The sequence below is a fragment of the Bacillus massilinigeriensis genome (assembly GCF_900117315.1).
GTDB lineage: Bacteria > Bacillota > Bacilli > Bacillales > Cytobacillaceae > Bacillus_BE > Bacillus_BE massilionigeriensis.
On record NZ_LT630337.1, the window covers coordinates 3,176,336 to 3,191,864 of the forward strand.

A 15,529-nucleotide genomic window follows, 5' to 3' on the forward strand; every position below is an offset into this window, starting at 1 on the left:
TGAAACTTTCGTTTTCCTTTAATCGTAATTACAATAAAAATAGAATAACTAAAAGGAGGTACCTTTTTGAATTACAAATATCTATATCGAAGCATTCGGTTTCTACTAGTTGTAGGAATTGTAATTTTATCATTTCTAGCATTATTCTTTCTTTCCAAAGTTACATATCCTTTTCTAATTGGTCTTATTATTGCCTTTTTTATTAATCCTCTTGTGAATTTTTTAGAGAAAAAGGCGAAAATGCCAAGAACCTTAGCTGTTCTTATAAGCATTGTATTAATACTCGCGATTTTTGCAGGATTAATTACTCTTCTTATTGCAGAAATTGTGTCTGGTGCGGATTATTTGGCAAATGTAGTACCTAGTCATCTTGATACATTAATCAATTATCTTGAAAATTTTTTTGCTGGCCAAATTATCCCTCTTTACAACCAGTTGACTAGTTTATTCAATAACTTGGATGCTGGTCAACAAGATACGATTATGTCCAATATTCAAAATGTAGGAAAAAACATTGGTTCAACTGTTGGATCATTTATTCAAAACTTTTTCGGTAATATTCCTAACATTATTTCATGGTTTCCAAATGCTGCAAGCGTCTTAATCTTTTCCCTGCTTGGTACTTTTTTTATTAGTAAAGATTGGTACCGTTTGTCAAGCATGGGTGCAAAACTATTACCTAATCGTGCAATGGATAGTTCTAGAACGGTTTTGTTTGATTTAAAAAAGGCATTATTTGGTTTTATCAAAGCGCAATTAACCTTAATATCCATCACAACTGTAATCATATTAATCGGGTTGCTTATTTTACGTGTTGATTATGCCATTACTATCGCACTTATTGCGGGCTTAGTAGATATTATTCCTTACTTGGGTACGGGTGCTATTTTTGTCCCTTGGATTATTTATGAAGTCATTTCAGGAGACGTTGGTTTAGCTATTGGTTTAGGTGTTCTATATGTAATCGTGCTTGCTCAAAGACAAATAATGGAGCCAAAGGTTCTATCTTCAAATATCGGGTTGGATCCACTTGCAACATTAATTGCCCTGTTTGTTGGGTTTAAGTTGCTTGGATTTATTGGTTTAATCGTTGGCCCTGTAACACTAGTCATCATTTCCACTTTGCATAGAGCCAATGTTTTTAAAGATATTTGGGCATTTATTAAAGGGAAAGAGGAAATAATTAAGTAAAATAAAAAAGTCAACTCATGAATGAGTTGACTTTTTTATTTTAAAGGACACGAGCGTGACCGTTATAGATTATCCCACTATGGGCGTCAACAGTAATATCTTGGCCTTCTTTAAGGATATTTGTTGCATTATGAGCTCCTACAATAACAGGTATACCAATACTTAATCCGACAACGGCAGCATGGCTTGTAAGGCCGCCTTCTTCAGTGATTAAGGCACTACATTTTTCAATGGCAGGTACCATTTCACGATCTGACCCAATCGTTACTAAGATAGAGCCTTCTGTAGTTTTGTTTAGGGCTTCTTCAGCATTTTTCGCAATGACAACTTTTCCGTAAGCTGATTTACGTCCAATCCCTTGTGCCTTTGCAAGAATGTCACCAAGGACATGTATTTTCATCATATTTGTTGTTCCAGATTCCCCTGCAGGAACCCCAGCCGTAATGACAACGAGGTCACCATGCTTTACAATTCCACTATTTAAGCTTTCTTCTACTGCAACATCAAGCATTTCGTCAGTTGAGTTCGATTTTTTACCAATTTGAGGATAAACACCCCATACTAATGATAAACGGCGACCAACATAATCATTGGAGGTAACAGCAATGATAGGTGCTTCTGGGCGATACTTAGAAATCATTCTTGCTGTATGGCCACTTTCAGTAGGTGTAATAATGGCATGGACTTCTAAGTTTAACGCTGTATGTGCAACCGATTGCCCGATAGCATCCGTAATATTATGCTCACTATCCTTGCTTCTCTTGGATAATATTTCTTTATGATTCAAGGCTGATTCTGCACGGGATGCAATATTATGCATCGTTTGAACAGCTTCAACTGGATATAGTCCTGCAGCTGTTTCGCCTGATAGCATGATTGCATCTGTTCCATCAAAAATAGCGTTGGCTACATCACTTGCTTCTGCGCGAGTTGGACGAGGGTTTCTTTGCATGGAATCTAACATTTGAGTAGCTGTGATAACTGGCTTACCTTGTGTATTACATTTTTTAATTAATTGCTTCTGTACTAATGGTACTTCTTCAGCAGGAATTTCTACCCCTAAATCACCACGAGCAACCATTAATCCATCTGAGATTTCTAGGATCTCATCAATTTTGTCTACGCCCTCTTGATTTTCAATTTTAGGGATGATTTGAATGTGAGTTGCTTGGTTTTCTTCTAACAAACGACGAATTTCCAAAACATCTGATGCTCTACGTACAAATGATGCTGCAATAAAGTCAACACCTTGTTCAATTCCAAATCTTATATCATTAGCATCCTTTTCAGTGATACCTGGTAAATTAACGGATACACCTGGAACATTAACACCCTTTTTATTCTTTAAAGTTCCAGCGTTTAACACTTTAGTAGTAATCTCACCAGCTTCATTATTGATGCTAGTTACTTCTAATCCAATTAGACCGTCATCTAATAAGATTTTTGAACCAACATGAACATCATCAATTAAGCCTTCATATGTAACAGAGAATTTTTCTGTTGTACCTTCTACTTCAGTCATAGAAATGATGATGTCTTGACCAGGAACAAGATCAATAGCACCATTAACCATGTCATTTGTTCTAATTTCAGGTCCCTTTGTATCCAATAGGATAGCAACTGTTTTTCCAGTTATTTTGGATGCTTCTCTAATATTTTTAATTCTTTGACCATGCTCATCATGGTCACCATGTGAAAAGTTTAACCTTGCAACATTCATTCCAGCTTCAATTAGTTGTGTTAACCTTTCCACACTTTCACTAGCGGGGCCTATTGTACAAACTATCTTCGTTTTACGCATATTCAAAATATCCTCCTGGTATATTAAATTGACAACTCTTTAGATAATTTAAGTAGATCATAATTAATTGCATGCTTTCTTGATAAAACCTCAATAATGTCATAATCCACTAATTCATTCTTTTCAATTCCTACTGCGCGTCCACCTTTACCTTCAAGTAATAACTCTACTGCTTTCGCACCTAGTCTGCTTGCAAGTACACGGTCAAACGCAGTTGGTGAGCCACCTCTTTGAATATGTCCTAGTACAGAAACACGAGTATCAAATTGTGTAGCTTCTTTTACTTTCTGACCTATCTCCATACCGCTTGCAACGCCTTCTGCAACCACAATAATTGTATGTTTCTTACCACGTTCAACACCATTTTTTAAACGCTGAATGATTTCATCCATATCATACCCTTCCTCAGGGATTAAAATCGTTTCAGCACCGCCAGCAAGACCTGCCCATAATGCGATATCTCCTGCATTTCTACCCATTACTTCAATAACAAAGGTTCTTTCATGGGAAGTAGCTGTATCACGGATTTTATCAATGGCATCGATTACGGTATTTAAAGCTGTATCAAACCCAATCGTAAATTCTGTTCCTGGGATGTCATTATCAATTGTTCCTGGGACACCAACACATGGAAATCCCTGCTCAGTTAAGGCTTTTGCTCCCATATATGAGCCGTCTCCACCGATAACTACTAGCCCTTCAATTCCGTGTTTTTTTAATTGTTCAATTCCTTTTTGTTGTCCTTCTTTTGTCTTGAACTCTAAGCATCTTGCAGAGTATAGGCTAGTACCTCCACGATGGATAATATCACCTACTGAACCAAGTTCTAATTTATGGATATTTCCACTAATTAACCCTGCATACCCACCATAAATACCATACACTTCTAGTTCATGGTATATTCCTTTTCTAACCACAGCACGAACCGCTGCGTTCATACCAGGTGCGTCTCCACCACTAGTTAAAACTCCAATTTTTTTCATTATATAATTCACCTCAATTTTGATAGAAGCCACATCAAATAGTCATAAGAAATACATTAGATATTAGCTTGATAATAATATTATTAATAATAACAATAAATAAAATACCCGCGGAATATCTCTAAAATACCACGAAGAAAATGCTATCACAACAAATTCAAAAATATTGTCAAATAGACGTAATTGTCAGTTAACTGGAAGCGCTTTTAAGAGTAATATTTGCTATTTTTCTTCTTATTATTTTGTTAATCCACTTATTAATATAGGAAATAAGAAAAACGCACATCATTAAATGCACGTTTTTAAAGCGCCCCAATATTTTCCTTGTCTATAGAATATTTTCCTATTGCCTTGTACTTTCTATAGCGCTGCGTTAATAGTTCTTCTTCAGTTAAATTCCTTAGCTCTTTTAATGATTGATATAAAACATCTTTTATAAAACTTGCTTGGATTTGTGTATCTTTATGTGCTCCACCCTTTACCTCAGGGATTATTTCATCTATTACTCCTAAACTTTTTAAATCAGGAGCAGTAATCTTCATTGATTCTGCAGCTCTTTTGGCTAATGCAGCATCCTTCCAAAGGATTGACGCAGCCCCTTCAGGTGAAATAACGGAATACGTTGAGTTCTCTAGCATATGAATTCTGTCACCAACCCCTAATGCAAGAGCGCCTCCACTTCCTCCTTCACCAATGACAATACAAACAATCGGTACCTTTAAACCAGCCATTTCAAAAAGATTCCTTGCGATTGCTTCGCTTTGACCTCTTTCTTCTGCAGCTTTCCCCGGGTAAGCTCCTTTTGTATCGATAAAGCAAATGATTGGACGGTTGAATTTTTCAGCCTGCTTCATTAGTCGCAACGCCTTACGATAACCTTCTGGATGTGGCATTCCAAAATTCCTTCGTATATTTTCCTTTGTATCTTTACCTCGTTGATGCCCAATTACGGTTACGGGGAGGCCATTAAATTTAGCTATCCCCCCGACGATTGCTTCGTCATCTCCAAAGGATCGATCCCCATGACATTCAAAGAAATCGGAAAACAAATATGGAATATAATCTAAAGTAGTTGGTCGGCTTGGAAGTCGTGCAATTTGAACACGATCCCAAGGCTCAATATGATCATAAATTTCCTTTTCTAGCTTTACTAACCTAGCTTCTAATTTCTCAATTTCCATAGATAAGTCTACATCAGCATTTTGAGTAAATTCCTTTAACTCAATAATCTTTTTACGAAGTTCTATAATAGGCTTCTCAAATTCTAATTCTCCTACCAATCAAGCTCAACTCCTGTCTGATGTATGTCTAATATCAAGGATATTTTTTCCTTTAGCTCAAGTCTAGAGATTACAGCATCTAATTGACCATGTTTTAATAGGATTTCCGCTGTTTGAAAATCCTCCGGTAATTCTTCTCTTATAGTTTGTTCAATGATTCTTCTTCCTGCAAAGCCAATTAATGCACCAGGCTCTGCAAAATTATAATCTCCAAGGGATGCAAAGCTCGCAGATACCCCACCAGTCGTTGGATGAGTCATGATAGAGATAAATAAACCTCCATTATCACTAAATTTCTTTAGCGCCACACTAGTTTTAGCCATTTGCATCAAGCTTAATACACCCTCTTGCATTCTGGCACCGCCAGAGGCTGTAAATATAATAAAGGGAATCGATAATTCATCTGCCTTTTCAACTGCCCTAGTGATTTTTTCCCCTACAACGGAGCCCATGCTCCCCATTCGAAAAGTGGAATCCATTATTGCGATGGCGAATTCCTTTCCATCTAATTTAGCTATCCCCGTTACTACAGCTTCATTTAGTTTAGTCTTTTCCCGATCCTTTTCGATTTTTTCCAGATAATCAGGAAATTGCAGGGGATTAACAGATAGCAGTTCTTTGTCAATTTCCCGAAAGCTCCCGCTATCAACAAAGCTGTCCAACCGTTCCTTCGCATTCATCGGATGATGATAACCACATTCAAAACATACCTTCACATTTTTTATTAATTCTTTTGTATACATGATTTTTTTACAATTTGGACATTTTGTCATTATTCCCTCTGGTACGTCTTTTTTTGTTGTTTCAGAAGGAATGGTTGCATATTTCTTCTTCTTTTGTTTTGTAAATATGTCTTTAAGCAAGGTTAAACCTCCCCCGTTCGTTGCAATCAAAAGAAATTGTAAAATTTTGTAACCACTGGTCAGACCACTTAAGGAAAAATAAATACCTATTATTATAGGCAGCTCTTAAGATTGTATATTATTTCATTGTAAAATACTAGTCTTAGGAAATCTACAGAAATATGTCTCATTCATTCGACAATTTCCTTAGCAGCCTATAACAAAGGATTGTGTCTTCTTCTTTTCTTGTCAAAATGGCATCCAGTAGGTCTAAATATTCCTTTTTAGATAACCTTTTGATCTCAATGGGTAAGGAATTATAATAATCTTTTAAGATCATCCAAATTCTTTGCATAAGATGATTTTCAGAAAGCTGAACGATTTTTGAAAAGAATTCGTCATCATTAAAATCTTTGATTTCAACCCAATTTTTTAATTTATGTATTTGTTCATCATTATTTCTAAGGATTAATAGTCTTAAACAGTCCATTTCAATGAAATATTTTGTTTCCTTTACATCCTTTATTGCTTGATTCTCTTGTAGAATAAATGTACTTAATAATTGAACGAGCTGATTATCCCTAAAATCCCTAATAAACGTTCCCTCTCCTATCCTCGTTTCGATAAGACCTAAAAGCTCTAAAGCTCTTAATGCCTCTCGAACAGAGGAGCGCCCTACATTAAGGCGCTCAGACAACTCACGTTCGGAGGGAAGTTTATCCCCTGGTTTTAGTCCATCAAGCTCGATCATATCCCGTAACTGTTTTACAATTTTTAAATATACTTTTGAATTTTTTTTGGTTGAACTCATTGGATAGCACTCACTTTATCTGATGCTTGCTAATTCTTTTGTTCTTTTCTTAATTTCCTCAGGTTCCAATTTGATTCGTGCTACACCCGTTTCCATTGCTGCCGCAGCTACTGCTGCTGCAACTTCAGGTGCAACTCTAGGGTCAAATGGTCCGGGAATGACATAATCTGCATTTAGCTCTTCTTCACTAACTAGACTTGCGATAGCTTCTACGGCAGCCATTTTCATTTCCTCATTAATGTGAGTAGCACGAACATCGAGCGCACCACGGAAAATACCAGGAAATGCAAGAACGTTATTTACCTGATTTGGAAAATCGGATCGACCTGTTCCTACTACCATCGCCCCAGCTTTTCTTGCCAAATCAGGCATTATTTCTGGATTTGGGTTAGCCATAGCGAAAATAACTGGGTTTACATTCATGGATTCAACCATTTCTGGAGTTAAAGCACCTTCTGCAGAAACACCGATAAAAACATCTGCACCTTTTATCACTTCTGCAAGGCTTCCTTGTTTATTTTCCCTATTTGTAAATTTGGCAACTTCTTCTTTTATTTCATTCATTCCATAAGGACGTCCTTCATAAATAGCACCTTTTGTATCACACATAACAATATCGCGAACACCATAATTATATAAAAGTTTAATAATGGCAATTCCAGCTGCACCGGCTCCACTAGCAACCACTTTTATTTCATTCATTTTTTTGCTTACTATTTTTAATGCATTAACTAATCCAGCAACTGTTACAATGGCTGTCCCATGCTGGTCATCATGGAAAACAGGAATATTTGCCTCTTTTTTGAGACGTTCCTCTATCGCAAAACAATTTGGTGCTGCTATGTCTTCCAGATTGACACCTCCAAAGGTTGGTTCCAGTAATTTCACTGTCTCAACAATTTTGTCAATGTCGGTCGTATTTAGGCAAATTGGAAAAGCATCTACACCTGCAAAGCTTTTAAATAAAACCGCTTTTCCTTCCATAACTGGTAAAGCAGCCTCTGGTCCAATATTTCCTAAACCCAATACTGCCGTACCATCGGAAACAACAGCAACCATGTTCCCTTTCATGGTGTACTCATAAACCGTTTCAGGCTTTTCATAAATAACCTTACAAGGCTCTGCTACCCCAGGAGAATAAGCAAGACTTAAGTCCTTTGCATTTTGAACAGGTACCTTTGATTTTGATTCTAATTTCCCTTTATTTATTCGATGCATATGCAATGCTTCTTCACGTAATGTCAAACGATTCACCCCACAATAATTTCAAGTGGTAAGACCACAATAACCTAATTAAATCCATTTTATTAACTACATTTTGCGAATTTTTACTCTTTTAATATAACATTGTTTTCCCCTAATAAACTCCTCAATTCTGAGAGACATTTTTCTGTAACATTTACTCGGTCATTTTCTCCCAAACGAATCGTTTTTCGTGAATTTTCATAAAATAATATTATCTCTATGTTTCCCCTATATTTATTAATTAAATATTTTAATTTTTTTAAATTTTCAATGGTCTCTATACTTTTTTCGACCTTTAGGTACAAAACACCTTTTTGTTTTTCATATTTTTTTATTTCTTCCTCAATTAAACTTGCCTTTTGAACAATTAATTGCCTATTTCCAGACCTTTCCTCTACTTTACCAGTAACTAAAAGTATTAGTCCCTGCTTAAGTAATGAGCTCAAAAGCCGATAATCCTTTGGAAAGGTGACCGCTTCTATTTCCCCACTTTGATCACTAATTTTGATAAATGCCATTGCATCCCCTTTTTTTGTTCTAATTTTCTTCACTTCGGAGATAAATGCAATAACTTTATATTGCCTGCCAATTTGTGAAAGATTACTAATTGGCTCTGCACCAAGAATGGGATAATCAGACTCATAAACAGAAACAGGATGACTAGATAAATATTGACCTAAAACAGCCTTTTCAAACTTCAACTTCTCCTCGAGGGGTATCGGATCGACCTCAACATACTTTGGTTTGATGGAATACTCATCATCTGAAAATAGGCCCATTTGGTCCATCTCAGCAGGCTTCACTAACTCCGCATGCTCGATTGCTACATCTATGCTGGCTAATAATACCGCCCGATCCTCACCAAACTCATCAAAGCTACCCGAGTGAACTAATGCTTCTAACACCTTTCGATTGAGACTCTTTTGAGGGATTCTAAGACAAAAATCAAACATATCTGTAAATTTCTTTACTTTTCTTGCTTGAAAAATATCCTTTAACACGGTTATCCCAATCCCCTTTATTGCTGAAAGGCTATAGCGAATCGCTCCATTTTCAACTAAGAAGGAATAACCGCTTTTATTAATCGATGGCATTAATATTGAAATATTCATTTCCTTTAATTCTCTCGTATACTCAGCAATTTTCCCTTCATTTCCAATGGCAGCAGATAATAAGGATGCCATAAAATGAATCGGGTAATGCGCCTTTAAATAGGCCAACTGATAGGCTATCATACTATAGGCTACAGCATGGCTTCGATTGAAACCATAGTTGGCAAACTTAACGATTAAATCATAAATATTATTTGCTATGTCCTCACTATATCCATTTTTTAAAGCACCTTTAACAAAATGGTTTCTTTCCTTATCAAGAACTTCTTTTTTCTTTTTACTTACAGCCCTTCTTAACAAATCAGATTCTCCTAATGAAAATCCTGCTAGTTTTGTGGCGATTTGCATTATTTGTTCCTGATAGACAATTACCCCATATGTGCTTTCTAGGATAGGCAATAGGTCTGGATGTGGATAAGATATTGGTTCACGTCCATGTTTTCGATCAATAAAAAGTGGAATATTTTCCATTGGACCTGGCCGATATAAAGCGTTAACAGCAACAATATCTTCAAAACTACTAGGCTTCAGCCTTTTTAGAACATCTCTCATACCATCGGATTCTAATTGAAAAATCCCTGTGGTCATCCCCTTGCTCAATAAATCAAATGTGAGGTTATCATCTAATGGAATGGAATTAATTTGAGGCCCCACACTTGTTTTTTGTTTAATGGAAGTTAATATGGATTCTAGAAAAGATAAATTTCTTAAACCTAAAAAATCCATTTTTAACAAACCTAAATCCTCAAGGTGTTCCATTGAATATTGGGTTAAGTATACTTGGTCATGGCCCTGTTGAATGGGGATGACATTGACTAATGGCTCTTCACTAATGATTACTCCCGCCGCGTGTGTTGAAGTATGTCTAGGGAGGCCTTCTAATTTTATTGCCGTTGCAAAAAGACTGCGGTTAAAAGGAGAAGCTTCTACAAAATCTCTTAATTCGCCAGATTCTTTATAGGCCTTCTGAAGAGATATTCCTAGCTTAGCTGGAATAAGCCTTGATAATTGATCCAATTCTTTTGTATTTAATCCAAAGGCCCTTCCTACATCACGAACAGCAGCCTTAGCAGCTAATGTTCCAAAGGTTAATATTTGAGCTACATGAAGCTCACCATATTTGCTCGACACATATTGAATTACCTCCTCCCGACGATGGTCCGGGAAGTCTATATCAATATCTGGCATGGTAATTCGTTCTGGATTCAAGAATCTTTCAAATAAAAGGTTATACTTGATCGGGTCAACTTCCGTAATAAACAAAACATAGGCTACCATCGAGCCTGCTGCAGATCCCCTACCAGGACCTGTATAAATTCCATTCTCTCTTGAATATTTCATGAAATCCCATACGATAAGAAAATAATCACTAAATTTCATTTGTTTAATTACACTTAACTCGTATTCTAGTCTTTTTATATGCTCACCTGTTGGCTTTTCATATCGATTACTTAAGCCTTCATAGCAGAGCTCTTCTAATAAATCATATGATGCCTGTCCTTTTTGGGTTGGATATTTTGGCAACTTTTTCTTCCCCATCTCAATCATCACATTGCATTTTTCAGCAATATAGATTGTGTTTTCTAGGGCGCTCGGAAAATCTGAAAATATCTCCACCATTTCAGTTGGAGTTTTTAAATAATATTCATCACTTTCTAATCTTTCTCGAGAATCATCCTGTAATTTGTCTCCATTTTTAATAGCTAATAGACATTCATGTGCACGCGCATCCTCTTTATTAAGATAATGAACATGATTGGTTGCTACTAATTCAAGATTAGCTTCTTGAGCAATTTCTATTATCTTTCTAATGGTTGCTATTTCTTCCTCTAATCCATGGTTTTGGATTGCTAAATAAAAGTTCTCCCTTCCAAAAAGATTGGCGTACAAGGAGGCAGTCTCCTTTGCTTTCTTAAACTCACCATTACTGAGTAGGCCTTCAACCTCTCCTTCTCTACCAGGAGTTATTGCGATGAGACCTTCCGTATAATGCTTTAACCATTTAATGGGGAGGCCATTAGGTGATTTTGTTTGAACTGCGCTAGAAATTTTAATTAAATTTTGAAATCCTTCTTGATTTTTGGCCAATAGGACTAATGGGTAAGAACTAGACTCTTCAAAGGAACTCATAATATCTACTGTCAATCCCAGAATGGGCTTTATTTTATTTTTTAAGCATTCCTTATAAAAGGAAATCATCCCGTACATGACATTTCGATCGGTTAATGCGATTGCTTTATAGCCTTTTTCCTTTGCATCAATTACTAATTGATCTATTTTTGCGGTACTCGTTAATAAACTGTAAGCACTATATACTTGGAGGTGTATAAATGACATGCTTTTCACACCCTTATCTATCTTCTTTATTTTTTTATTATAAAACTCACCACTGAAAAAGGAAAATATGTTCTGTTTTTTCTTATTCGAATATTTATTCTTGTTTGTCCATATGATGAAGTAACGGTTGGTTGTTAATAAATTTTCGTAAGGGTGGTTACCATGCAAAATGAACCTTTTTTCCCCCATTTATTTGAAAGTTATTTCATCGCTCTAGGTGTATTACTAGGTGGGACTTTAATCGGAGGATTATCTTCTTTCATTACAGGGAAACCGCCTCTAACTGAAATCGTACGTATATCTTCTTCGATTCGAATATGGGCTATTATTGCGGCTATCGGCGGCACATTTGATACCGTGTATAGCTTTGAACGGGGATTCTTAGAAGGGGAAACAAAGGATATTTTTAAACAATTCTTGTTGATATTATCTGCAATGGGTGGAGCGCAAACGGGAGCCATCATCATTAATTGGTTAGCACAGGAGCAAATCTCATCATGAGAATTCCTCCTTTATATAAGAAACCATCATGGCAGCGCTTTTTTGCAGGAATGGCTATAGGTGGAGTCATTAGCTGGGGCATATTTCTATATATATTTGGAGAATGGCAAAATGAATACAGCAAAACCATTAAAAAGCAGGCAAAGGATATTCAAGATTTAACTAAGGATAAAAAAATATGGCAGCAAGAATTTCAAAAATTAAATAAAGAAAATAAAGAGAAATTAACCATTCAAAAAATTAAAGTTCGAATTACGAATAGTGAAAGATATCGACTAAATACATTTAGTGAATTTGAAGTTGAGGAAAAGGTGAAGGAAGATATCTATATGTTACTGGCAAAGGATATTGAAACTGCCTATAATAGTCGTGATTTAATCACCAAGGTAATTGAAAATCAAACATTTAAAATCCATGGAAAACGCTACAAGCTTGAAGTAAGAGAGATTGTCTTTTATACGACATTATCTATAAATTTACATATTCATTTAGAAGAATAGGTTCAGGCACCCCCTAATAGAGGAATGCCTGAATATTTATTTAGAGATAGATGATGTAAATACTCACCATCCATTAGTGATTTTTACAGGCCTCTTCTAAATCCTCTATCACATTTTTCACCATATCCCATGAATAGATGGACGCACCAGATGCTAGAGGATGACCGCCTCCATTATACTTTTTAGCAATCCCATTAATAATCGGGCCTTTAGAGCGTAATCTGACACGGATTTGATCTCCTTCCTCAATAAAGAAAACCCATGCCTTGATTCCTTCGACATCTCCCAATGTACTTACAAGCAAGGATGCATCTGAAGGAACGGTTTCAAATTTATCTAACAGTTCTTTATCTATTATCATAGAACCAACACCGTTTTTGCTTAACTCGAAATTTTGCAGGATATATCCATTGAGCTTTACGACATTAAGCGGTAGCTCATACATCCTATCATATAGCTCCGTTCGAGAAAATGGAAAATGAATGAGTTCCCCAGCAATTAAAAAGGTTTTATCAGATGTGCTCGGATATAAGAATCTACCTGTGTCTCCTACAATCCCAGCAAAAATAAGTCTTGCCGCTTCTTCTGTCATTTTTAAATTATTTTCTTTAGCAAATTCATAAATCATTTCACTAGTAGAGCTAGCTGTCGTATCTACCCATAATAAATCTCCGTACGGATCTTCATTAGGATGATGGTCAATTTTAATTAATTTGTCTCCTGAATGATATCTTTGGTCACATATTCTTTCTTTATTTGCTGTATCACATACAATGACTAATGCACCTTTAAATACAGCATCTTCTATTTGATCCATGCGCCGTAGGAATAATAAGGAACGTTCTTCTTCTCCAACAGTATAGATATTCTTTTCAGGAAAATTAGCCTTTAGTACTTCGGCCAATCCTCCCTGTGATCCATATGCATCAGGGTCCGGCCTTACATGGCGATGGATGATTATCGTTTCGTACCTTTTTATCTCTTCTAATATTTTTTCGTTCATCGTCTACTCCTTTTATTTTGGTTATGTTAATCGTCATAAAAGAGCGAAAGTCATTTTTTGTCTTGCAGGGCCAATATTTTATGATATTTAATTAAATCATATATCAGAAAAATACAAAAGCTTCTACTGTAGAAATTTCAAAGAAAAATCGTTAAAATAGAAGAATACTGTCGAAGTTTGGAGGAACTAGGAATGCCAATATTGGTTATTTTTATTATTCTTTCCTTTTCTTTTTACATCTTCTATAAGATAAAAAGCGTTCGATGCAAACGCCCTGCAGAAAAGAAATGGATATCATCTAAATCAAGCATTGCTTTAGGATTGTTTGTTGCCTTATTTGGTGTAAACCAAATTTTCCTTTATAACACGACTCTTACCTATATCATCGCAGCTATTTTTGTCATTATTGGTTTATTAAGTGTATGGGGTGGAATAAAAGCCTATAAATTTTTTCTTCCAATCGCTATTAAAGAAGCTGAGGAATTTAAAAATTAATAGTAAAGCCAAAAGCCTTGTCATTTATTGTGAGACAAGGCTTTTCACTTTTTCTTTGTTATTATTCTTAATATGCCATCTGATATTAGTTTCTATCAATTAATTGACACATCATCATGGCTTTGCCGACTAAAACTCCTTCGTTAAAAACCTCAACATCCACTTTCCCAAATTTCCTACCCACTTCTAATATTCTTGGGATAATCTCTAAATTACTGTCCATTTGAACAGGCTTTAAATAATAGATAGACATGTTTTCAACAACTAAGTCACCTTTTTTGTACCCTCTTAATAATCGATTAGCAGCCTCTGTCACAATCGTCGTGAATACACCATAGGAAATGGTACCAATATGGTTTGTCATTTGTGGTGTGATTTCACAACGAAACACCTCTTCATTTTTCGTCTTTCCCTTTAACAAAACAAGTTGGTTAGTCACTATATCATCAATTGTTTCACCCACTTGTGGTTGGCGTTGAATCATCTGTAAAGCCTTTAAAACATCCTGTCTGCTAATAATCCCTACTAGTCGATGAGACTCATCGACGACAGGAAGAACCTCAATCCCTTCCCAAACCATCATATGCGCGCTGGAGGCAACACTGGTTTTTCCACTGACAGTCATTGGATTCTTTGTCATTACTTTATCGATTGAAGTATCATTTGAAACTCCTAATATATCCTTTGATGTTACCATCCCTTGGACCTTTAAGTTTTGGTCCACGACCGGAAAGCGACTATGGAAGGTTTGACCATTTAGCTCGTGCCAATTTGAGACTGCATCGGTAGTCTTTAGGTAGGATGTTTCAGCTAATGGTGTTAATATATCTTCAACTAAGATGATTTCCTTTTTTATTAACTGGTCGTAAATTGCCCTGTTAATCATGGTTGCAACGGTAAATGCATCATAGCTTGTTGATATTATAGGAAGCTGTAGTTCGTCAGCTAGCTTTTTTACGTCGTCATCTGTATCGAAGCCACCAGTAATGAGAACTCCGGCACCCGCTCTAAGAGCCAATTCATGCGCATTTGTACGATTTCCGACAATGAGAAGGTTACCTGCTCCTGTATAACGCATCATCGCTTCGAGTTTCATAGCACCTATGACAAATTTATTTAAAGTTTTATGTAAGCCTGCTTTTCCACCTAATACTTGTCCGTCTACGATATTAACAACCTCGGCATAAGTAAGTTTCTCTATATTTTCCTTTTTTTTCTGCTCAATTCTTATCGTTCCAACACGTTCAATCGTGCTGACATATCCTTTATTTTCGGCATCCTTTATCGCCCGATATGCTGTTCCTTCACTAACATTCATTGCCTTTGCAATTTGTCTGACTGAAATTTTTTCTCCTACCGGCAGACCATCAATATACATTAATATTTGTTCATGCTTCGTAGCCAAGAGCTTCACCTTCTAACGGATAG

The 15,529-nt window shown here is 36.1% G+C and carries 13 protein-coding genes; 4 read left to right on the forward strand and 9 right to left on the reverse strand.

Features of this window, described 5'->3' with window-relative positions; genetic code table 11:
* Positions 1-66 precede the first annotated feature (66 nt).
* The gene (gene ytvI / locus BQ6100_RS15820) at positions 67-1,191 is read left to right on the forward strand and encodes a sporulation integral membrane protein YtvI (RefSeq protein WP_075982544.1); all 1,125 of its coding nucleotides are present in this window, start codon (positions 67-69) and stop codon (positions 1,189-1,191) included.
* Positions 1,192-1,231: 40 nt separating this feature from the next.
* Here ytvI and pyk read toward each other — a convergent pair whose 3' ends face one another.
* From pyk to dnaE, 7 genes are all read right to left on the reverse strand, one after another.
* Positions 1,232-2,992, reverse strand: a complete 1,761-nt coding sequence (pyk, locus tag BQ6100_RS15825) for a pyruvate kinase (RefSeq protein ID WP_075982545.1) — start codon at positions 2,990-2,992, stop codon at positions 1,232-1,234.
* A gap of 23 nt (positions 2,993-3,015) precedes the next feature.
* On the reverse strand, positions 3,016-3,975 hold the full coding sequence (gene pfkA / locus BQ6100_RS15830; protein WP_075982546.1) for a 6-phosphofructokinase: 960 nt from the start codon (positions 3,973-3,975) through the stop codon (positions 3,016-3,018).
* 302 nt (positions 3,976-4,277) lie between these two features.
* Complete coding sequence (accA, locus tag BQ6100_RS15835; RefSeq protein WP_075982547.1) at positions 4,278-5,255, reverse strand: acetyl-CoA carboxylase carboxyl transferase subunit alpha; 978 nt, start codon at positions 5,253-5,255, stop codon at positions 4,278-4,280.
* Entirely contained in the window at positions 5,249-6,118 is an 870-nt protein-coding gene (gene accD / locus BQ6100_RS15840) for an acetyl-CoA carboxylase, carboxyltransferase subunit beta (protein WP_075982548.1), read from the reverse strand. The genes accA and accD overlap by 7 nt, the downstream gene beginning before the upstream one ends.
* A 166-nt stretch (positions 6,119-6,284) precedes the next feature.
* On the reverse strand, positions 6,285-6,908 hold the full coding sequence (locus BQ6100_RS15845; protein ID WP_075982549.1) for a FadR/GntR family transcriptional regulator: 624 nt from the start codon (positions 6,906-6,908) through the stop codon (positions 6,285-6,287).
* A 15-nt stretch (positions 6,909-6,923) separates the two neighbouring features.
* A complete protein-coding gene (locus tag BQ6100_RS15850; protein ID WP_075982550.1) occupies positions 6,924-8,153 on the reverse strand; it encodes an NAD(P)-dependent malic enzyme in 1,230 nt (409 codons plus the stop codon).
* 83 nt (positions 8,154-8,236) lie between these two features.
* The gene (gene dnaE / locus BQ6100_RS15855; protein ID WP_075983600.1) at positions 8,237-11,602 is read right to left on the reverse strand and encodes a DNA polymerase III subunit alpha; all 3,366 of its coding nucleotides are present in this window, start codon (positions 11,600-11,602) and stop codon (positions 8,237-8,239) included.
* A 162-nt stretch (positions 11,603-11,764) separates the two neighbouring features.
* On the opposite strand from dnaE, the gene BQ6100_RS15860 reads away from it, so the two are divergent.
* Positions 11,765-12,103 (forward strand): YtrH family sporulation protein, encoded by a 339-nt coding sequence (locus tag BQ6100_RS15860; protein ID WP_075982551.1) that lies wholly within the window; start codon positions 11,765-11,767, stop codon positions 12,101-12,103.
* Positions 12,100-12,603 carry a sporulation membrane protein YtrI gene (ytrI, locus tag BQ6100_RS15865; RefSeq protein WP_075982552.1) on the forward strand — a complete coding sequence of 168 codons (504 nt, stop codon included), beginning with the start codon at positions 12,100-12,102 and terminating at the stop codon, positions 12,601-12,603. Before BQ6100_RS15860 ends, ytrI begins: the two co-directional genes overlap by 4 nt.
* Before the next feature lie 73 nt (positions 12,604-12,676).
* On the opposite strand, the gene BQ6100_RS15870 is transcribed toward ytrI, so the two are convergent.
* Positions 12,677-13,606: a DHH family phosphoesterase gene (locus tag BQ6100_RS15870; RefSeq protein ID WP_075982553.1), complete on the reverse strand. Its 930-nt coding sequence runs from the start codon at positions 13,604-13,606 to the stop codon at positions 12,677-12,679.
* Positions 13,607-13,798: 192 nt separating this feature from the next.
* On the opposite strand from BQ6100_RS15870, the gene BQ6100_RS15875 reads away from it, so the two are divergent.
* Positions 13,799-14,101: a YtpI family protein gene (locus tag BQ6100_RS15875; protein ID WP_075982554.1), complete on the forward strand. Its 303-nt coding sequence runs from the start codon at positions 13,799-13,801 to the stop codon at positions 14,099-14,101.
* 85 nt (positions 14,102-14,186) lie between these two features.
* Here the strand turns inward: BQ6100_RS15875 and BQ6100_RS15880 are convergent, their stop codons facing one another.
* Positions 14,187-15,506: a CBS domain-containing protein gene (locus BQ6100_RS15880; RefSeq protein ID WP_075982555.1), complete on the reverse strand. Its 1,320-nt coding sequence runs from the start codon at positions 15,504-15,506 to the stop codon at positions 14,187-14,189.
* Positions 15,507-15,529: the final 23 nt, after the last annotated feature.